The organism is Vagococcus salmoninarum, from assembly GCF_003987495.1.
Taxonomy (GTDB): Bacteria; Bacillota; Bacilli; order Lactobacillales; family Vagococcaceae; genus Vagococcus_D; species Vagococcus_D salmoninarum.
The window spans coordinates 109843-131083 of record NZ_NGJU01000001.1 but is presented as its reverse complement, the minus strand read 5'-3'; the positions used below and the strand labels follow the sequence as shown (position 1 = coordinate 131083).

Annotated in this window: 14 protein-coding genes and 1 pseudogene; 2 read left to right on the top strand and 13 right to left on the bottom strand. The window is 36.1% G+C overall.

Annotated elements, in window-relative coordinates:
• Positions 1-118: 118 nt before the first annotated feature.
• The 9 genes from CBF35_RS00610 to CBF35_RS00570 form a co-directional block, all read right to left on the bottom strand.
• Positions 119-388: a glutaredoxin family protein gene (locus CBF35_RS00610; RefSeq protein ID WP_126777949.1), complete on the bottom strand. Its 270-nt coding sequence runs from the start codon at positions 386-388 to the stop codon at positions 119-121.
• Between the two features lie 156 nt (positions 389-544).
• Positions 545-1351, bottom strand: coding sequence for a class C sortase (locus tag CBF35_RS00605; protein ID WP_280530448.1), 807 nt, complete (start codon positions 1349-1351; stop codon positions 545-547).
• A 180-nt stretch (positions 1352-1531) separates the two neighbouring features.
• On the bottom strand, positions 1532-3385 hold the full coding sequence (locus CBF35_RS00600; protein WP_170174666.1) for a pilin N-terminal domain-containing protein: 1854 nt from the start codon (positions 3383-3385) through the stop codon (positions 1532-1534).
• Between the two features lie 2 nt (positions 3386-3387).
• Positions 3388-4920 carry a pilin N-terminal domain-containing protein gene (locus tag CBF35_RS00595; protein WP_126777946.1) on the bottom strand — a complete coding sequence of 511 codons (1533 nt, stop codon included), beginning with the start codon at positions 4918-4920 and terminating at the stop codon, positions 3388-3390.
• A gap of 1 nt (position 4921) precedes the next feature.
• A complete protein-coding gene (locus tag CBF35_RS00590; RefSeq protein WP_126777945.1) occupies positions 4922-8944 on the bottom strand; it encodes an isopeptide-forming domain-containing fimbrial protein in 4023 nt (1340 codons plus the stop codon).
• 212 nt (positions 8945-9156) lie between these two features.
• Positions 9157-10593, bottom strand: coding sequence for an AcpB/EbpR/MafR family transcriptional regulator (locus tag CBF35_RS00585; RefSeq protein ID WP_126777944.1), 1437 nt, complete (start codon positions 10591-10593; stop codon positions 9157-9159).
• Positions 10594-10903: 310 nt separating this feature from the next.
• Complete coding sequence (locus tag CBF35_RS00580) at positions 10904-11884, bottom strand: sugar phosphate isomerase/epimerase family protein (RefSeq protein ID WP_126777943.1); 981 nt, start codon at positions 11882-11884, stop codon at positions 10904-10906.
• A 2-nt stretch (positions 11885-11886) separates the two neighbouring features.
• Entirely contained in the window at positions 11887-13134 is a 1248-nt protein-coding gene (locus CBF35_RS00575) for an MFS transporter (RefSeq protein ID WP_211345276.1), read from the bottom strand.
• A gap of 245 nt (positions 13135-13379) precedes the next feature.
• Entirely contained in the window at positions 13380-14246 is an 867-nt protein-coding gene (locus tag CBF35_RS00570; RefSeq protein ID WP_126777941.1) for a LysR family transcriptional regulator, read from the bottom strand.
• Between the two features lie 104 nt (positions 14247-14350).
• On the opposite strand from CBF35_RS00570, the gene CBF35_RS00565 reads away from it, so the two are divergent.
• Together CBF35_RS00565 and CBF35_RS00560 are read left to right on the top strand one after the other, a co-directional pair.
• Positions 14351-14866 (top strand): chromate transporter, encoded by a 516-nt coding sequence (locus tag CBF35_RS00565; RefSeq protein ID WP_126777940.1) that lies wholly within the window; start codon positions 14351-14353, stop codon positions 14864-14866.
• Positions 14863-15390: a chromate transporter gene (locus tag CBF35_RS00560; RefSeq protein ID WP_126777939.1), complete on the top strand. Its 528-nt coding sequence runs from the start codon at positions 14863-14865 to the stop codon at positions 15388-15390. The genes CBF35_RS00565 and CBF35_RS00560 overlap by 4 nt, the downstream gene beginning before the upstream one ends.
• Before the next feature lie 5 nt (positions 15391-15395).
• Here CBF35_RS00560 and CBF35_RS00555 read toward each other — a convergent pair whose 3' ends face one another.
• From CBF35_RS00555 to CBF35_RS00535, 4 genes and pseudogenes are all read right to left on the bottom strand, one after another.
• Positions 15396-17198, bottom strand: a complete 1803-nt coding sequence (locus CBF35_RS00555; protein ID WP_126777938.1) for an ABC transporter ATP-binding protein/permease — start codon at positions 17196-17198, stop codon at positions 15396-15398.
• A pseudogene (locus tag CBF35_RS00550) lies at positions 17198-19141 on the bottom strand (ABC transporter ATP-binding protein/permease). The gene CBF35_RS00555 and the pseudogene CBF35_RS00550 overlap by 1 nt, the downstream one beginning before the upstream one ends.
• Before the next feature lie 94 nt (positions 19142-19235).
• Positions 19236-20414, bottom strand: a complete 1179-nt coding sequence (locus tag CBF35_RS00540; RefSeq protein WP_126777935.1) for a sensor histidine kinase — start codon at positions 20412-20414, stop codon at positions 19236-19238.
• Positions 20404-21096: a response regulator transcription factor gene (locus CBF35_RS00535; protein WP_126777934.1), complete on the bottom strand. Its 693-nt coding sequence runs from the start codon at positions 21094-21096 to the stop codon at positions 20404-20406. Before CBF35_RS00535 ends, CBF35_RS00540 begins: the two co-directional genes overlap by 11 nt.
• Between the last annotated feature and the right edge of the window lie 145 nt (positions 21097-21241).

Genomic DNA, 21241 nt, shown 5'->3' with positions numbered 1-21241 from the left:
CTTAGACTTATTTCTTCTTGAGTTTAATTCCCTGATTAATCATAACATTATTAATCTTTTCTGGCTTTTTAAAGCTAGTTTCTTTGATTACAAATGTAGTCTCATGTAATAAAAAAAATTAAGCTAATGTCAATAACTTAATAATTGCTTGGCGATTTGCAGCAAAGCCAGTAAATAGTTGTGCTTTCTTAAATAGTCCTTTAGGTTGAAAGTGTAAGGTTGGAACAATTCGATTACCAGTCAAGGCAATTAGCTCTTCCTCTTCTTGACTTCCAGTTGCAACTTCCTTCAATAGATAGGCGACGTTGTTTTCATTAAGAAACAGTTTTAAGTCTTGGCAGTCTAAACAAGTTGGTCGTGTGTAAATTGTTAATTGCTGAGTTTTCATCTGCTCCCTCCTTCCTTAACTTCTAAACATAGTGTATCACGAGTGATTACATTTGTAAACTCTAAAGGTTTGGTTTGGTAAATTAGGGAAGAAAAAGACATGATAGTCACCTACCATGTCTCACCTTTTAGCATTTATCTCTTCCATGAGAATTCCTTATTTCTTTTTCAAAATATTTTTGCTTACTAACTTGCCTAGGATTACTACAATAACAACACCTAAGGTAATCCATAAATATAAGCTATACTTGTTCCAAAAATTTACTTTGGCAATCTGTTTCGTTGCTTTGGCTGGGACGTAAGGGATACGTTTTCCTGTTACTAATAATCGATGACTATTTACCATATATGGTGTACACGTTAATAAGGTTACTAAATCTTTGCCTTCTTCAATTAGCAATGAGTCCGTTTCTGTTGGCTCTACTACTTCTTGAGTAAAAACTTCATAAGCTAACATTTCACCATTGATTTCAATGTAAAATTCATCGCCATTTTTTAGTTTAGGCAAATCTGTAAATAACTTTGCTTCTGGCAGTCCACGATGGGCCGTCAATGTGGCATGAGTACTCTCGCCCCCCGTTGGATAAGAGGTTCCTTCTAACAAACCAGCACCTTTTTCTAAAAAAATAGCTTTGGATCCATCGAAGATAGGTAAGCTTTGATTGATTTTAGGGATATGAATTATCCCTATAGTATGAGATTCGTAATAGTCTTTTTGTTGCTTAATAGGTTTCTGAGTTTTTTCATCAGCAAATGGATCGCCCCCAGGACTCCCACCACTTTTCGCTAACTTAGCATTTTCTTTAGCCATTTTTTCTTTATTCGCCAGAAAGGCTTTTTGATTATCAGCATTCGCTTTTTTTTGATAGTGAGCAATCAATCTTTGATCAAAATAGCGATTAAATGAATCGCTGACAAATGGATAGCTGACTGTGGCAAAGCCTAACACTAATACTAAGACCATTAGTAGATCAACTATTTTTCTTCCTTTACTACTTTTAACTTTCTTGCTACTTATCTTTTTATTTTTACTATTTCGTGTTCTTTTAGTTGCCATAGTACCTCCTTACTGACTAAATCACTAATAGTGGCTGGAATAATTCCCAGCCACTATTAGTCAAAGCTATTGATACTTTTAAACTAGTTAAGCAAATTGTTGACGTTTATAAAAGTAGATTCCACCAACTAGTAAGGCACTTAAACCAACAGCGACAAAGGCAATAATTCCTTTACCACCAGTTGATGGTAAGATACCATTTTCACTATTTGGAACTGATAAAATTTGAGCAGAATCAGTATAACTTGTTTCAGTTACAGTAAAATCAAACAATGGTTGCACTGGTAATTGATAGCCATTTGGTGCTTTAATTTCTTCTAACTGGTAGTCACCTGTTGCTAAACCACTGACTTCAAATTGTCCTTCTGCTCCAGATACTAAGATAAGACGATTGGCTGCTTCACGATTAGTTGTCCAACCATAGACTTTTGTGTCTTTATCGTATGTCCGGTATTCTGTTGTATCAGTTCCTTGACGAAGGACTAAGAACTCTGCCCCTGCTAGAGGAGTATCTTTGTAAGCGTCGACTTTAACAAACTTCTTACCATGTGTTTGAACTTTGGCTGTATCTTTGGAATCTTTAAAATTGTTTTCAAAAATTAATTCGTTACTAATTGGGCTATCGATGACTGCCCCTTCTTTAATTGTCATTTGAAATTCAATCGTAATTGTTTTCCCAATATTTGCAATAATAGTCGCTTTGTCTGTCGGATTTCCATAAAAAGCAAAGCGGAAGCCATTTTCACCTTCGGCAGTTGGGACAGTTGTTAATTCAATATCAGTTCCAGCAATCGTAGCTTTCAATGTACCTAACTCTGATAATAAAGCTAAACGTTCATCTGGGATATCAACTAAATCAAATGTTGTATACGAGGCTGCATCTGTTGGAATTTTAAGTGTGGCTGTATAGTTTAAGACTTGATCAAGATCAGCATCTTCATCATCAACAGTTTTGACTGGTGTGGGAACATCATAGTTATAAGCTGTTGCCCCTTCTTCAGCAGTTAATTCTTTTCCTTGAGCATCATAATATTTGTAAGTTATTTTTCCGTCTAAAATAGTTGCTGTAACGATACTACCAGCTAAATTAGTCATGTGATATGGATCTGCTGATGAAATTTCTTCAAAAGTGTACGTACCATTTTCTAAAGCTAAATCAGCAGCAACAACGCTACCGTCAACAGTTGATGTGAATTCACGGACATCAACGTCTTTTACCGTGACACCAGAAAAATCAGGTAAACCGGAAGCTAAAGGTGTGACTTTTAAGTATTTGTTGTTACCATCTTTTAATACAAATTTGGCACCTTCTAAAACAACTTCATTTTCCCCATTGCTATCCGCTCCGTACTTTGTAAATTCAAGTGTCTGTTGAATTTGATAGTTTTTCGGATATAAATTAACTTCAGTCATTGCTGTTGTTGTTCCTTCTTGATAAAAAGGTAAGGCAATCACAATGTTATCAGCCTTGACAACACTCGTTGGAGCTGTTGTTTCTTTAATAACATAGACGGCATTCATGATTTTACCATTTACAGTGGAAGAAACTGGTAAATCAAATGAACTTGTACCAGCTTCATTAGTGGCATCATAAGTGTAAGTAGTTAGACCAGTAGTGTCAGCAGTTTTTAATTTATTAAAAGCAGCTTCCACACTATCATTTGCTAAACGATATTGGTTGTACAAACTAGTCACATCATAAGCAGTAAATATAACACCAGGTAATGGTTTTCCTGGAAACTCAGGTTTGATTGTTCCGTCGTTAACAATTCCACCTTCAGGTTTTTCTGTTTCTAGTAAGGCACGCTTATGTAACGTCACTTTTTGCGTTGTTTCCGCTGCACTAACTTCCATCATTCCGGTTAAACCTAACAAAACAGGTAAAGTTAAAATTAATGTCGTAAGGATCGCTACTGTTTTTCTAAAAATTGTCTTCTTCATAATCATTCTCCTCTTTCTTTAAAGCTTTGATATTTAACAAAAACACTCCAACTAATAACACTAAAAATAATAATCAGCCCAACTAAGTAACTAGGGTTGGCTGCTTCTCCTGTTTGTGGAAGTACTGGTTTTTTAGGTGGCAACAATGGTGTTGGAGTAGGAGGAACTTCCGTTTTATTCGGAATTCGCTCATTCACAACTACTAGAGGGCCAACTAATTTTTCCTCAATTTTCCAAGTTCCTTCCTCAATTTCAAAAGGAATAGTCGTCTCGCTTAAGATGTAACCTTCAGGAGCTTTCACTTCAACTAATTCATACTTACCATAGGCTAGGCCGGTTAGCTGAAAAACGCCTGTTTTATCTGAAGTGACTGTGAATAAATCATATTTTAAATAATTCTTGGCAATATTGTCAGAAACTGTCTCCCACTGCCATTTTCCATTGTTTTGTTTTAAGTAGTTATTTTTTTGATTTTTAATAACAAAGGTCGCACCTTCAAGCAACTTCAGTGGCTCCTTACGGTCTTGCTTGATAAATCTAAAGCCACCTGTTTTAACCCACTGTTCTCTCTCGATAAAGTCTTTGTCAGTTTTTAGTGAGGCTGTATTTATGAAAGCTGTATCTGCTTCAGCACCCTCTTTAATGTTCATGTCATACTTAATTGTTAATTCTTCGCCAGCGTATTTTTGAAGTAACATTGGATCAAAATGAATCTCAAAACCTTTACTATCAAATTTGATTTTTCTGCTCTCACTGAGTAACTCTTTGCCATTAAATAAAACTTTAAGTGAGTTTCGGTGTAAGTTCAAACGTTCATCTGCCTGATCTTTAATCACATAAGTATCGTAAGTCCAAACATCCCCAGGCACTTTAGAAACAAGTTCATAATTAATCGTTTCCCCATAACTTGCTTGATGTTGAGAAATCTCCTTCGTTAAGGTTGGTGGTGTGTACTTACGACCTAACTGTTTCGGAAACAATTTAATAATTTCAAGCTGCTTACCATCTTTACCAAACACCGGTAAAATTACGACTAGCTGGGCTGATGGCGCTTGATAATAAGGACTACCGCTCACTTCCTTAAAGAGATAAGCTTGATAGCGATTGTTGCTATCAAAGGTTGGCAATTGAAAAACCGCCACACCGTCCTGTTCCCTTACAGTTTCAGTAACCGATGTTTGAACAGCAGTCATACTTTCCATGTCTTTTTTTGACAAAACTTGTTGAGCTTCAACGGTACTCTTGCCACTCTTTAATAATTCATAAAAATCAGTAGTGACATCGTAAGCATTGTAAGTCACGCCATTTAAACCTCGGTATTTTTTCAAAAGTCCGCTATTTGGTGCTTCGAAAGGATTTCCTTGACCATTATTTTCAAGTTCTTCTGGAAGTTCATCCTCAGCGAATAATAATTTATATAATTCTATTTGGACCGTCGCATCTCTATTGATTTCACTGGCTTCGCTTATTTGTCCGACAGTCAAGCCTAAAAAAAGCAAGAGACTTAACACAAAATACTTTATGCTTTTTTTCATCTTAAACTACCTCCTTTCGGTAACGTGGTCCGAAATACAGTAGTGAAACAGCTACAAATAGACAACCTATTACTAGATATAACCCTCTTCCAATGCCACCAGTTTCTGGCAAAGGTACTAATTCCGGTGGGGTAACAGTTGGTATTTCTGAGACTATTTTTTCTGGAGAATGACCAAAGATTAAGTCAGCCTGGTTCGGAATACCACCTGATTTAATAAATGGTTCTAATTCAGCTGCTGTCACCTCTTGTCTAATCTTAGTTTTTATTCGTAAAGTATATTTTTCACCAACTAAGTAACTGTAAGATCCTTCTTTTTTAGTAAATTTTATGTTAACTAAATTCTCCGCACTAGTCAGCGTACCATTTCCAGAAACATCCTGTCCTTTTTCATCAACAATTTCAATCGATTCAATCTCTAACAAGTCATTAATTTGATCACTAATCTCAGCTGTTTCCCATAGTAAGGCACTATTACCAAAAGCTGTTTCAATATTCCACGTAAATGATTGATTACGATTCTTCAGGTCTAAGTGTTGTAACTCTTCAACATTCTTATGAATACTAGGCTTCTCTAATTCTATCGCTACCCCTACTCTTGCAGGCTCAACAGCTTGTAAATCATTAACTGCTATAGCAAATGAGTTCCATGCAGCCCGACTTTCCTTTGGTAGTTCTTGATTAAGGATAGTAAGATCCGTTAATTCTGATTCCAATGGTGCTCGCATAGTGAAGTTCAACGTGATATCTTCACCTGAAACCCAGGTGGCATCTTTTTTCAACTGAACTTTATAACTATGAATTTTCTCCCAATTGGTAACACTATCAGCTTTTTGCCAATTTGGTTCTTGCGCCCCAACAGGGTTAGTTAATCGTTCAGTACCTTCTGGATAAACAACGTTAGCAGTTAAATCATCCCTTTTAGGATTTGTGGCTGTACTATAAAACACTTCCACTTGATCTGCCCATTGATTTGGTAATGTGATTGGTCCTATTAAAAGCGGGGTAAATTTACTTTCTCGCATAACATTATCGGTAATTCCTAAATCACCTACTGAGGGTAAGACATCTATCAATGTTAATGTGGTAATTTTTATATTGCTCGTATTAGTTAATTTCAATTGATAATCGATTCGTCCGCCTGGTAATGTCTTGCCAAACAAACTAAAATCATCATCTAATTGACCTTTAACTAACTTCTCAGTTTGGATATTCGCTTGGTTTATCATTGTATAGCGATTCCCTGACCGGACGCGATCGTGTTCAGCTCCATAGCCTGATCCCATTAGGTCCCTATTACTATCTAAGATCGTATCTCTTAAACCGGGATTGGCGTTGCTTGGGACACTTAATTTAGTGTCTTGACTATAGCTATACACTCCCATTGTCAATGGTAAAGGTGCCGACTCGGCGATATCAACATTTAAGAAAGCTAAGACTCCTTGATCTGCTACTAAATCAGCAACTGTCCAGTGAACTTTAATTAATTGTTGACCTGTTCCTAGATAACTATCAGAAATTTTCTCATAAGAACCAAACTGACGACTAATTCCTTGACTATCTTGATAATCGGCTTCAGGATTATTAGCTAAAGTCATCCCTTCCGGTAACAGTACATAAGAAGTTAGTGGTCCTGTTAAGCGCTTTTGGGAAGAGTTATCATTCTTCATCACAACTTTTAAACGGTTTTGTCCAGGCGTTACAATGCCATTTTCTTGATTGACTAGCGAAACTGATGTTACACCAATCGGTAATGTGCCAACAGGTGGATTGGCTATCATTGCTTGGCGATCCCCTAGTGAAGCTGTATTATTAGGTGGAATTATACGATACATGGTGCCACCTTTTGACGTAATTTCGTGACTAACGCTGTTAGAAACTTGACCACGAGCACCTTTTTTAATTGAAAAATTTGCTTCAATAATATTATGTGAGGTTGTTCGTGGAGCAGCATTAAGATAAGTTATTTTTATTTCACTTACATCTTGGTCAGGACTTAACTTTAATTCCTCACGAGTGTAGCTGACTTTTCTATTTTTTGCTAGATTAAAGTCAATGGGTACTGCCGGTAAAAAGTTACTTTGACCTCTAATTTTTAATGAGTACGTTGCTTCTGGTAAACGTACTAAATCTTTGCTCATCGTCGTATAGGCATTATCTCTTGGTACGGCTGTTGAAAAATTTTCTAAGCGAATTTTATCATCAATTTTATAAACGATATCAGCTTTTTTCACCCCTTGATCAGCCATTTGACTAGGATTATAATTAGTAATTGGCCCAACCCATCGGCCTTGTGAATACTGATAAACGTCACTATTATGTGGAGCATAATAAAAATTTGTACCAAATTTCAAAGTATCGGTATCGTAAACTGTTGGCACAGGATTAATATTACCGTCCACTGGCGCTAAATTTCCTTTGCCATCAAGAGGACCGATGTGCTGCGATAAATAAATAGTCCCTGTTACTGGCGGAACCTCACCATCACCTTGGAGTAAGTTAATCGTGGCTGCGGCATTTTGAGTGGTGACTCGATCTGCCAGGTCAGTAACCGTTCCGGAAACTTTATTTTCCAATGTGTAATATTTTGTATTACTTGTTGCAAATCTTGTTTCTACTGTTAGTTCTTTTGAAAAGAGACTATTTTCTAAGCCTTTTTGCTCAGCAATCGTCGGTGCAGTAAATTCCCAAGTAATGGTTCTTGTTGCATTGTTATACTGGCCACCGTCACTAGCACTTATGTAGTTTAAATTAACTGGTAAAGTATCTTTAATTACAATTTTACTTCCTTCTTGTAAAAATAATGCGGCGGTCGTATTTTTCCCAACATTTGCCTTAATTTTCCAAATACTATAGTCTCCTTGAAGAGGTGGCGTGGTTTTGGGGTTATTCCCCCCACTATTAGCATAGGTTTGTAAGTATACTTTGCTCATGGCGAAAGGAGTACTTGCTTGAATGACTGTTTGGGCTGTTTCAGTTATGACTGGTAAACCAGGAATACTTAAAACAACATCACTCTTAAGAACTGTTCCATTTAATGTTGTTCCATTATCGGTTTGAATTTTAATAACTGTTTTGTATGTTTGACCAGTTTTTAGTGTCTCAAAATGATATAATAATTCATTCGTTTCTTGATTATATCGAGGGGTAACTCCTGCAATAGTTAACTCTTCTAAATTTTGATTAAAGTGTCCAACAGTGGGTAACTTAACCGCTAAATCAACTTGTTCATATTTAATAACTGAACCGGTCACTTTAAACTCTAAAAGGAAAATACTATTTACGCCGGCATCAATTAACGGCATCTTTGATGTGTAACTAACATCAATATTAAGACTGTGAGCAAAAGGGGCCAACGTAGCAGCTGCTTGAGCTTTTAAGTCTGCTTTACTTTCTTCAATACTTTCAGATTCTAGCTCTGTTTCTTGTTCAGCCTTTGGTTCTTTCATAGTGCTATTTTCTTGGTTCTTCTCTTTTTCGTCGCTAATCCCTTGAAGAGTTACCTTTTTTTCCACCACTTTTTCATCATCAATAAAACCATTAATTACAAGTTTTTCTTGATAATTGACTTCTTTTGCTTCCAGTTCAATTTCTTCTTGTTCATCATCCCAAATAATCAAAACTTTACGACTCTCTTCGTCATAAGTTATTTGTTCTGATTTTTTTTGATTTGAATGAGTCACTAATTGAAATCCTTGAGGTAAAATAAATTCCGTGTGAGATAAATCTTTTTGTGTTATTTTAAAGATAATTTTTTCAGTGTTATAAAATTCTAGTACTTCCGCCTCTTTGCTCTCCTTATCTTTAAAAACAAGTAACTCTGGCAAGAGTTTCGTCGTAACTATTTTATCCGTTAAATCTTCAGTTATTTCTTTATCCGACAGGCTACTTTCCATTGTTTCATTTATACTGTTCGTTAAATCAAACTGTTTGTTCATTTCACTTTCAGCAAGTGCGGTCACTGGCACAATTAAATAATAAAAAAGCAGTGTAATAACTATCAGTATATTAACTGTTTTTTTCATGTAACTCCCTCCTTTTCACAAGTATTGTCCGTTAAGACTATCAATTTGAAGCTTAAGATTTTTGAGTAGATTATAATCATTCTTAAGACAAATATAGTATAACTCAAATATGCTCTTGTTCATTTTCTCTTTATTTAGGTAGCACGTACAATTTAAAATAAGGGATAATAAAAAAACCGTAAAACTTATTAAAGTTTTACGGTTACAGAAAATTATTGACAAAATAGATTTATTTGGTAATTCACTCGTGAAATGTCTTTATATGTCGGATAGTCATCTATTAATATGATATCTACACAATCGCCATTAACTAGGCAATTAGAGACAATGAATTGATAGTCTCTCAGATTAATCTGACTTAGTTTGTCCTTTGTCGTATGATCAAACAAGATACTTGAATATTGTTTAGTCGAAACCCTATAAGAAAGTCTCTCCACAATGAATTTAGCATGTTTCTCAGAAAAATCACTGACAACTAGTATCTTTTGAGCTTTATTATACAAGACAACTTCCGGTATCGTCGTTACTAAGCAATAGATGATAATGTCTATATATGTTATAAAATCTATCCCTAATTCTGTTGATAACTTTGTAAACTGACTAACTAAATACTTATACAAACTTGGCTTTTCTTTTTGAAGCTTTACTGAAAAATATGCAAATCGATTAAATAATTTTGAAAAGGGAACCCCAAAATTTGTTTGTTCTAAGTATAAAGTATTCAAAACACCTTCAAATATTTTAAACTGCTCGATAGTATAAAGTAAACCTAAAAATTCAAATAACTCATTAACAAATTGATTAATCATCTTATTTACTGATTCTTTTTGTTCTGTATTTTCCCATCCTTCAAGATGAAAAATAATATCCGATTCAATATTATTAATTTGTTCTTCTTTTAATCGTGGAAAGTGACTTATCAAGAAGAGTAAATAGTTACTGCTTGGTGGTTTTCCCTTAAATTCACTCGTAGGACGCTTCTCTACATTAAATCCCTGATTTTCCCTAACTAATGAAACATAATAAAAAACAGTGAAATAGTAAATATTAAGATTATGTTTATCAACGTACTTCTTTAAAACATCTTGATTAGTTCTTTTTTGTAAATTTGTTAAAATATTCTCGCCAATCATTTCAAGTAAAAATACACCTGAAACTTCAGTTAGAATAGTTATCATAATTTTCCGATAGACTATTTCATTATCCGCCGTAAAATAATAAACAGATTGATGACTATTAAGATATATACCATAATTTTCAAAAAACTTATTAATTTTAGTTCTTAAACGATACAATGTTGACTGACTAACGTGTAATTTTTCTGCGTAATACTTGAGATCTTTATAAGGCGTATAAAAAACTAACTCAATCCACTTAACACTTAAGGATTCATTAAATATATCTGAAAATATCATCAAAAGAATTGAACTTGATGCTTGATTAATTCGAATACCATAAACAAATGAACTTTCAATGTTTAGTTCTTCTCCCCAAGATTCACGAATAATACTAATGTCTTCATTAATTGTTTTAGTCGCTACTCCTAAACTTTTAGCTAAATTACCGATTGTTACCCAACCGTCTGAGCTAGTTAAAAACTCAATGATTTTTATCTGCCGTTGAGATGGTGCATCCAAAACTGATCTCATAAAATTTCCTCCTTCATAAAACAAGCTTTATTCAAAAAAAACATAGGTAATAAACCATTCTGAAACTATATATATTTTTTTTGAGCTATAATATTAATGAAGGTTGCAAGTTTATTTTAGTACGAGTTTAAGATATTGTAAAGTTAAAGCTCATTTTTTAAAAAAATGACTAATAAAAAGGTCGAAAATTATTTATTTATAGTCAGTTGATTAACTTCCACTTTCTTTTTCATAAAACGATCAATATATCCATAACCTTGTTTCCATATGTAAAATATGAATAATAATTTAACAGAGCTCTTTATCCTAACTAACCTTTCTTTATCCCCTTCTCCAACACCAACTCCGTCAACCGCTCCCCTTTTGCCTTAGCTTCCAGTAAAAAATCGAAAGAACTGCCTTGGTAATCCCTTGGCACAACTAATTCCATCGTAAGTGGTAACTCGTAAGGGCTTTGACTAAGTAACTGGGCAAAGGTCTGCCAGTCAATGGCTCCTGAAAAAGGCGGTAAGTGTCGATCATTAGCAACTATTTTAAAGTCATCTTGCTGCTTGCCAATTTGCTCATAACCAAAATTATCGTTGACGTGTAGAGCAATCACTCGGTGTTTAAATTTTTCTAATAATTTAAACTGATTCTTTTCTGCCATTAACAACTCGTGGCCAGAGTCGTAGCACAAGCCTAAAAACTCAGCTGGGTAACGTTGAAACAACCGTTCAAACTGTTCGATTTGCAAATCAATTGGAGTCCATATTAAGTTTTCCACAGCAATCTTAACTTGCTTCGTTAAGGCGTAGCTTTTGAGTTCATCAAAAGATTTAAAGACTTGTTGCCAGTATTTCGCTTTAAAAGTTTGATTTTCAGCCATGTCTTCATAGGGCATTTGCATATGTAAGACGACTTCTTGGGCACCAATTTTGTTAGCTAAGTCAATCCGATTCTTAATTAAATCCACACCTGCTAAACGGCTAAATTCATTTAATGACGTGTAATCTTTCCGCTGGGTACTCGTATTTTTTCGTTTTTGAATAATGACTTTTTCACCATTTTCAAAGCGACTTTTTCGATCCCCTTCTGTTCCATGAAGGCCTTTAACTTTTAAGTCATATTTTACTAACCACGTTTTAAACATGTCCATCTCTGACTCTGCGTATATGTAGCTATCTTCCCAATCATAGCACCAGTGAACATGACTAAAACCAGCTTTGGCAATTAGCTCTAGTTGTTCTTCCATACTGTCAAAGCTAGGGACATCATCTCTAAAATCACTATTAATACTTAATTCAATCATGTTTAGTTCTCCTTTGTGAGCTTGGCTTGTTTAGCAATTGTTTGGCTTAAGAGGACTGAGCAGACTAAGCCCATGACAGCCAAACCGACAATGATACCGAATAAAATGTTGTAACCCCCTTTACCTGGGTAGTTATCTAAGACCGTTCCGTATAAGGTGTAAATAAAGATATCCGGAATATAACCAATCAAACTAATGATTCCCGCCGCTACTCCGACGTAAATATTAGGGATTTTCATCTCATCAATCGGCGCAAAATACACACCTCGAACCATAGCAATCGTAAATGAAGCTAATAAAACGACAACTAAGGTCACTGTTAATAAAGACTCTTGCGCCGGGATAATAATCAGACCTGTTGTCGTAATAATTATGCCAGTAAAGCCAAAGAGTAAAAACTTAGACGCTGAACCAATCCGATCAGCAATCATCCCACCTAAAGGCCCACCACCAATTCTTAAGCCGTAAGTTCTAATAATTCCCACTGTCGCCCCTAAAGAAACAGACATTCTAAATACATCTGTTAAATAGGGTGTTAAGTAAGTCAACCCGCCATTGATAGAATAGGCTGAGAAAATGATACCTGAAGCGTACCAAACAGCTGGAATCTTCAAGGCGTAACTTAACCCTTGAAAGAGTGGCTCTCTTTTAGCAATGGCTTCACTTTTCTCATCTAAGACAAAATAAGCGAGAACCCCTAAGACAAATAAGATCAGCGAATAGAAAATAATAATTCCTCTCAGTCCCAAGGCACCTTCACCGATTCGTTTAAAAACTAAGACTGATAACAAGGCCACAATTGTCGCCGTTAAGCCCCGGCCACCTTCTAAAAAGCCAAACAACTTCCCTTGCTCTCGGCTGTCACCTAAAAGTTTGACCGCCTTGATTAACGTTGCCCAAAAAGTAAAGACTGTAGTGACTGCAAAAACCATGTGAATAACAATCAACATCATAAAAGAAGGAAAAGTGGCATAATAAAAACCAACAAAACTAGTTAAAATTAAAGATAGCGGGATTAGTTTCTTATAAGAGATCCGATCAGCTAAGATTCCACCAGGTATATACAACAACAAATTAACAATTCCGAAAGCTGACATCAGCACACCTAACTGGGTATTTGAAACCTCAAAAACGTCAACCATCACGACATAATAAGACTCTCGCAAATAAGGCAATTGATAAATTACCCCACCTGCTAAACATAAAATAAACAAGGTTAACCATTTTCTGAAACTACTCTTTTTTGTCACAGCTTTAAGCTCCTTTAATAAGGTCAAAGGGACACATAAATACTGACCAACACTTTCCTTAATTGACTTAACCATCTTGTTTTTTTCAAGTAAAATAAAAAAACTAACAATGCCAAGGATATTTTAGCGACTGTTGGAAACGTTGTCAATTTTAAAACAACTTAAAAGCCTTAGTTCAACTTTTCAGTTGTCTACTAAGACTTTACTTGTTAAGCATGTTCTAACTTTAGTCACAAATCAGCCGTTCACTGAGGATCCCCTTCCTTCCCCAAAATAAATTCAATAAACCCTTGAATCCCTGACTCTTCCATTCTTAATTTATTAAGGACAATCCCATAAATTTCACTAATTTCAATTTGTTTGATAGGTAGTTCCACTAACTGACCTTTCAATAATTCTAAGTCAATTAGTTCTTTTGGCAACAAAGCCACGCCCTGATGATTTAAAGCAGCTTGTTTAATAATTTCATTCGTTGAGCATTCCCACTTCGGTTCCTTAAGTATCTGATTTTTTAGACAGAAATCATCAAATTGTTGGCGATAAGAACTACCGGATTCTCTAACTAAAAAATCATACTCCCGCCATCCCTTCGTGGTGTCTCTTTCAGCTAAATAATCTGGACTAGCTACAAATCTCAAAGAAAATTCTCCTAAAGGATAATAGAGATAGTCCTCAGAGGTGATTGCCCCTTCAAGTAACGCTAAATCAAGTTGATTATTCTCTAACATTTCCTTAATTTTCCGGGCATTATTAACGTGTAAGCGACATTCAATTCCTGACTCCTTTTCAAATCTCTGAATCAATTCTGGTAATAATGTACTGCCAATCGTCATCGAGCTACCAATTTTCAAACTCAGTTTAGTTTTTTTAAAGGCTAACATCGCCTCATCATGGGACTTAAGATACCCTTGAGCATAGGGGATAAAGCTTTCGCCCTGTGGGGATAAGATTAGTTTCCGACCTTGTCGTTCAAAAAGTTTCACCTCTAGCTGTCTTTCTAACTCTTTGATTCCTTGGCTAATGGCTGGTTGGCTGACATGGAGTGCTTCTGCCGCCTTTAACGTACTACCTTCTAGACAAATTGCTAAAAACATTCTAATTTTCTCCACCATCTATCATCACCTCTTATACATTATATAACAAAGTATTAGTTTTTATTATTTATTACTCTGATTTGATGAATTAAGGAGGTTATTATGTATAAAAATCTGAACTTATTCAAACTTTTTTTCTTGCTAGCACCTTCACTTTTTCTGGTGGGTTAGCTATGGTCCCGATGTTACATCAAGAGCTAGTTACTGATCAAAACTATCTAAAAAGTGAGACCTTTTATCACTATGTTTCCTTAGCCCAAACAGTCCCAGGGGTCACTGTCATCACTACAGCCTGTTTATTAGGCGAACAAGTCAACGGGAAGGCTGGTCGTTTTTTTGCGAGCCTAGGAGCCATTACGCCTGTTTTAGTTATTATGACCTTATTGACGATGATCTATCAATCCTTACCTCAAGGCGGCGTCATGCTTTATGTTTTAACTGCTATTCGGGGAACGGCTGGTGTTTTTATTTTAGAAGCAGGAATTGGCATGTTTCCTTACATTATCAAAAAAAGACCAAAAGCTTGGCTTTTGGTCTGCTTAACAATTTTAGCTATTACAATTTTTCACGTCCCAATTGGTTATATCATCAGTAGTTGTTTCCTCTTAGCTATCTTTTCAAGAAAGGAAATTACATGAAAATACTTATTTTAATCTTTCTAAAAATTGGTTTCTTAGGCTTTGGCGGTGGCTACGCCATGCTGTCTTTAATTTTTGCCGATGCTAAGAAACTAGGAATCACCACTCAGCAGTTTGCTGACTTAAATGCTTTAGACTTTTTAGCCCCTGGTCCTATCGCTGTCAATTCAGCGACTTACGTTGGCTACATTACTTATGGTTTTACTGGGGCAGTCGCAGCAACTTTAGCTGTTTGTACCTCATCTTTTGTCTTTTCCAGTCTCTTACTCAAATACGAAGCAACTTTTTTCGCCAAGCCAGTCTTAGCTAAATTTTTAAACTTAACTAAAATCGCCGCCTTAGGCATGATCATTGCTGTTGCTTTAAATTTACTTTTCGACGCGTTGATTCCTAGTTCGTTGCCACTGATTTCCTTAGTTGGAATAAGTATCGCTGAGATTGGTCGCTTTAAATACAAACTAAATACTTTATTAGTTTTAGCTTTAGCTGGTGGGGCCGGTGCCTTGCTCTACTTTATGAGCTAAGGCATTTATTTCAACGACTCAATAATCGACCTTCCTAAAGCTCGTTGCTTCAAAGTGTAGCTAATTAAAACAAGACTGCTAAACGTTCCACCTAAGACTAACCCAAGTTGACCTACAGTTAAACTTACTGGCCAACTAGCTAACTGACCTAAATAACTCAAACTGACTGATAATAATCCCGTTGCGACAGTTGTTAAACTGGCTAAAAAGAAATTTTCCCATCCTAGTAAATGACTGATACTTTTCTGCTTAAACCCAAAGGCGCCTAGCAGACCGACTAGTTTTTGACGTGTCCCTTGCAGTTTCTGCATCAGGACGACAATCAGAAATAAACAAACTGCTAAAACTAACAAGGTGATGATCATAAAGACGCTCTTAATTTTAGTAAATGATGTTAACATCGTCTCAACTTCTGTTAAGGCCATTTCCGGGGCTAAACCGGCTTTAGCAAGTGACTGATAGACGGATACAATCTCCTCAAACTGCTTAACATCGAAGGTGATTCCTAGCCATGGCTGATTAACTCTCCCTTGATATAGGGCTGCTTCGAGATCTGAACTTAAATACAAATCATCGTAGGCAGCATTATAAATCCCACTAATCTTTAAGTTATAGCTCTTTTGATTGACTATCACAGTTATCTTTTCACCAATTAATTGATTGATTTCCCCTCTAAATTGTTTAGCTAAGGTGCCACTTAAGGCTACTTCTTTTTGTCCTTTTTGAGGCATTTTACCATAGGAAATCACCTCTTTAGCCCGAGGGAGGGGGTATTTCTCTGCCAGAGTGAGGGTTTTGCCACTACTTTTTAAGGTAATATTCGTTAAGAGATACTGCTTGTAGACATTTTCTAACCTAGGATCATGACTGATTTTTTGATAATCCTCTTCAGTGACTTCTGGGCCGACTTTAATAAACCCATTACTTAACCCACTATTTTTCTTTTGAAAATCAGTGATTGAACTTTTTACTGCTTGATTTGCTGAGATAGTAAAGAGTAAACAAGTGGCACTGATAGCAAAAACTATGGCAATTAAGCAATAATTTCTGAGATTGACTTGGAAATTTTTCCAAGCTAAAGGTCTCGTTATACCGTTGCCATATGCTTTAAGTTTAAAGGCGAGTGGATTATTATCATTTGCACAGTTACTTCCTGTTTTTAGTAACAGCTTTTGCTCATCGATTATTAACACTTGGTCGGCATCCTCGCAAATTATTGGATCATGAGTAATTAAAATGACTAAGCGCTCTTTTCCAATCTCTTTCAGTAACGCCATGATTTCAGTGGCTGTTCCTCGGTCTAAGGCACCCGTTGGCTCATCAGCTAAAATCACTTGAGGATTATTTAACAACGCTCTAGCAATCGCTACCCGTTGCTTTTGACCACCAGATAAAGTCTCACTTTTTTGCTGCTCTTGTGCTACTAAGCCGACTTTTTTTAATAAAGACTTCCCTTGACTAACTAAGCTATCATTGTCCTTTTCAACTTGTAAATAGCTAGGATATAGAACATTTTCCAAAGCTGTATAACCTTCCAACAAATGATAGTCTTGGAAGATGAGCCCTAGATAATCTTTCCGGTAGTTACGACTTTCCTCTTGAGTTAACTCAGCTAGATTTTTCCCACCAAATAAAACAGCTCCTTGATAATCAGAATCCAAACTTGCTAAAATCTGGAGTAAGGTGCTCTTACCAGTGCCTGATTCTCCCATTAAACAGACTAGGCCTTTTTCCGGGAAATCAAAATTAACTTGGGAGAGCACTCGCTTTTTTTGATAGCTTTTCGTTAGATTTTTTAATTGATACATTATTTTTTACCTACTTTAAAGACTTTCATAATGTCGATTTTCCATATAATTAAACTTGAAATTAATAGTCCTAAAGCGCCCAGTAACAGTGTTACTAGGACTGGCTTCCCTAGTTCTGCTAGACTTAACATCTCATTTCCAAAGAATTTTTCCGATAATTGATTTAAGAAAGGTGACAAAGCTAATAAAATTGTCAGAGCTACGAAGACTGCTAGAAAGACTTCGCCACTATTTAGTTTCACTAAATTGAAATTATCAAAACCATTCACTTTAAATATTGCGTATTCTTTACTTCTAAAAAGAGTACTAATTAAGTAAATTGCCCCCACCGTAGCTAAAACAAGAACTATCATTAGTTGATTCACGGAACTTGTTTGTTCTGTTGATTGTTGGCCTAAGCGAACCACATCTTCAACGATTTCAAAGTTGCCTAAAGGCACGATTCCTTGGCTATTTAATTCGTCTTTAATCGCAATTAAACTTTCTGGTGAGTTAGTTCGCATAATAAAGTTGCTATCTTTCAATTTTTTCTCTGAAACTGATAATAATTCCGTTAAGGCCGACTCACTAAAGAAGAAAGAATCTTCAATTTCATAAGTAAAGGTCTCCTGACCTGTTCCTGTTGTAACTGTCGTATTAATTACCCCGACAATTTCCGCTGTCACTTTTGTTGGCACAAAGATTGGTGTTTCACCTTGCCAAGTCGTAATTGTTGCTGAAAATTCAAGCTCTTGACCTAGGGCTTCTGCCATTGTTAAACCACTTTTTTTGATAAAACTCTCCGGCACAACGACTTGCTTTTTAGGTCCCTTGGGCATCTCGCCAGCTAATATTTTATTGATAACTGGAGCATTACCGGAACTAGTAATCTGATAGTCTTGATCTGCCAATTTAATCTCAATATCATTAAAAGCTAAACTATAGGTGACAAATTGAATCCGTTCATCCGATTGATACTGTTGGTATAAAGCACTAACGTCTTGATTAACATTCGCTGAAGGTCCCGTTTCTGAATCATTGCCGGTTCCAGCGGCACTCATAAAATGAGGAACTAGACTAATATCTAAGATGTTTTCTCCATAAACCTCAATCATATCAGCAAAGGCATTTTGATTACTTTCCTGAATTTTTTCGCCACTTGCCCCTAATAATAAGGAGCTACCGACTAGTAATGTCAGAACGGTTGTCAAAAAACGGCCTTGATGACGGCTGATAGTTATTTTTAAAATCTTTAAAATTCCTTGCATACTAAGGCCTTTATTTTTGTTAAGGCTCTTTTTGGTGACTAGTTGAGAGTCAGCCTTTTGGTCGCCTCTTAGGAGCACCCCTTTATCTAGTTCAATCACTTGGTCAGTCTGGGAAATATTCGTAAGCTCATGGGTCACAACAATTACATTGCGACTTTTAGCTAATTCTCGAAAAATCCCCATAACTTCTCTGGCTGTTCCTTGATCCAATGCACTAGTCGGTTCATCAGCTAATAAATAATCAGGATCTTTCATTAATTCTCGGGCAATCGCCACTCGTTGGCGCTGTCCACCAGATAAATCTTTAACTTTTTGCTCAGCTAATTGGCTGATTTTTAACTCAAGCATAATCTTTTCAGCCTTTGGTCCCTGACCTTTCTTTAAATAAGTCGGCAAATTAAGATTTTCTAAGACTGTTAGCTCATTAAGTAACTTATAGTCTTGCCAAATAAAGCCGACTTTATTATTTAATAAGGCACTCCGTTCTTGGTTACTTAACGCACTTAATAACTAACCATCTAATAACACCTCACCCTGGTAGTCTTGGTCAATTCCTGCTAAAATCCGCAACAATGAAGACTTACCGCTACCTGAGGGCCCGGTAATAAAGCTTAAGCCTTCTCCGATTGTAGTACTGATATCATCAAGAATTACCTTGTCTGCTACTACTTTTTTAATTTTATTTAATTGAATCATCTAAGTTCCTCCTGTCTTTCAAAAGAACTATAACAAAGTCGATGTTAAATCTTTGTAAAGAAGGCGCGACAAAGGTCTTTCAAAAAAAAGAAGCTTAGTTAAGCTTCTTTTTCTTTGGTAAACTGACAATTACCCTAGTCCCTTGAGTAGCCTGGGGATTACTGACAATCTCAATCTTGCCTTGATGTTTACTGATAATTTTTTGGACAATGGCTAACCCTAAACCAGAACCGCCAACTTTCCGATCCCGGCCTTCGTCTACACGAAACAGTGACTGAAAGACGGCTTCTCGATATTCTTCTGGAATCCCAATCCCTGTATCAGTTATGGAAATCTGCGAGGCTGTTAGTGTTTCATTAACACTTAGCTCAATACCGCCCCCTTGTTGGTTGAATTTGACACTATTTTCCAATAAGTTATAAAAACCTTGATACAGTAAATCTAAGTCCCCAGTAATCATCTGATCCGTCACCTGCGAGGTAACTATTAGCTCTTTCTCTTCAATCATCGGCCCTAGATCAGCTAAGATATTTTCGAATAAATCACTAACTAATATTTGGCTCTCCTCACCTAGTTGATAATCATTCGTCAACTGCAAAAGCTTTTCAACCATTTCAATTAAGCGTTGCACTTGCTTACTTAAATCCGCCACTAAGACTGCCGTCTCCTTTGACAGCTCTAGCTCTTTCCGTTGAAAAACAGCTAACTTTGTTTTTAGAACGGTTAAAGGTGTTCGTAATTCATGAGCCACATTGCCAGAAAATTGTTTTTGAAATACAAAGGATTCGTTAAGCTGGCGCTTCATTTGATTAAAGGAATTAGTTAAGTCAGAAATCTCATCTTTAGCTAAAGGTAGCGCTAATTCATCAGATAAAGTATCTAACGAACTGTTTTTAATTTTTGTGTTTAACTCAATCAAACTAACTAAGCCTTTACCGGAAATATAATACGCCCCTAAGCCCCCACTAATAATAATCAACACCATAAAACTCGCACTCGTTATATAATAGTTTTTTAAAATTTGCTCTTGCTCTCGTTGTTTTTCCGCTACTGCCGGGTCTATACTTGGGGTCATTGCAATTGCGGGCATTACTAAACGCCCTCTTGAGTCCCTAGTACTAATTGCTTGAGCTGGCAGTAAAGTTGAAGCGATTTGGGAAGACATTCTTTTACCAGAGAGACTAGTGAAAATCGTTAAACCAATGCAACAACAGCTTAATATTAACATCGTTAAGACAGTAAATTTCAGCCTAATCGGCATTTTATTGAGCATTTTTCTCACCTGCTTCTCCCCTTAAATAATAGCCGACACCAACTTTCGTGCCAATTATGTCATAGCCTAAGCGTTCTTTCAGCTTCTTCCGTAACGATGCCATATGGACACGAATTGAGCTACTAAAGGGATTAACATTGCTATCCCAGACATGAGAAATCAATTCTTCTTGGCTAACGACTTTCTCGCCCGCTAAGAGTAAATAACGTAAAATCGAAAATTCTTTTTTAGTTAGTTTTAAAGCTTCCCCTGCTACTTGGACCTCATTTGTCGCAACACTCAGAAGGACTTGGTCAAAGCTTAGGTCATTATTTTCTTGAATAAATTGTCTTCTTAATAAATTTCTAATACGAGCTTCTAATTCGATGAACTCAAAAGGTTTCGTCAAATAGTCATTGGCGCCAACATCTAAGCCTCTGACCTTGTCTTCTGCTTGGTCACGGGCACTTAAAATTAAGACTTTGAATTCTAAATCCTTTTCCCGAATTTTTTCTAAGACTTGAAAGCCATCTCGTTCTGGTAAATTCAAATCTAAAATCATTAAGTCATAATCTTCTGTTTGATACTTAAATAGCGCCTCTTCCCCATCTTCAGCCTGATCAATGGCGTAACCAGATAGCTCTAAGCCTTCTGCCAGGGCGCCACGTAAATCTTGGTCGTCTTCAACAATTAGTAATTTCATAGGAACTCCTTTTAGTTAGTTATTAGCTAGCTTTCTTTTATGCATTATACTTAATTGGTAGGTGGAGGACAATAGTTTGACTAAGAATCAAGATTATCAGTGCATTTTCTATTTGTCTCTTCTTTAAACGGAACAATTCAAACAC

Bases quoted from the DNA above. Each gene is read 5' to 3' on its own strand.
- CBF35_RS00610 (WP_126777949.1), bottom strand. From the start codon at position 388: ATGAAAACTCAGCAATTAACAATTTACACACGACCAACTTGTTTAGAC.
- CBF35_RS00605 (WP_280530448.1), bottom strand. From the start codon at position 1,351: ATGGTCTTAGTATTAGTGTTAGGCTTTGCCACAGTCAGCTATCCATTT.
- CBF35_RS00600 (WP_170174666.1), bottom strand. From the start codon at position 3,385: ATGAAGAAGACAATTTTTAGAAAAACAGTAGCGATCCTTACGACATTA.
- CBF35_RS00595 (WP_126777946.1), bottom strand. From the start codon at position 4,920: ATGAAAAAAAGCATAAAGTATTTTGTGTTAAGTCTCTTGCTTTTTTTA.
- CBF35_RS00590 (WP_126777945.1), bottom strand. From the start codon at position 8,944: ATGAAAAAAACAGTTAATATACTGATAGTTATTACACTGCTTTTTTAT.
- CBF35_RS00585 (WP_126777944.1), bottom strand. From the start codon at position 10,593: ATGAGATCAGTTTTGGATGCACCATCTCAACGGCAGATAAAAATCATT.
- CBF35_RS00580 (WP_126777943.1), bottom strand. From the start codon at position 11,884: ATGATTGAATTAAGTATTAATAGTGATTTTAGAGATGATGTCCCTAGC.
- CBF35_RS00570 (WP_126777941.1), bottom strand. From the start codon at position 14,246: ATGGTGGAGAAAATTAGAATGTTTTTAGCAATTTGTCTAGAAGGTAGT.
- CBF35_RS00560 (WP_126777939.1), top strand. From the start codon at position 14,863: ATGAAAATACTTATTTTAATCTTTCTAAAAATTGGTTTCTTAGGCTTT.
- CBF35_RS00555 (WP_126777938.1), bottom strand. From the start codon at position 17,198: ATGTATCAATTAAAAAATCTAACGAAAAGCTATCAAAAAAAGCGAGTG.
- CBF35_RS00540 (WP_126777935.1), bottom strand. From the start codon at position 20,414: ATGCTCAATAAAATGCCGATTAGGCTGAAATTTACTGTCTTAACGATG.
- CBF35_RS00535 (WP_126777934.1), bottom strand. From the start codon at position 21,096: ATGAAATTACTAATTGTTGAAGACGACCAAGATTTACGTGGCGCCCTG.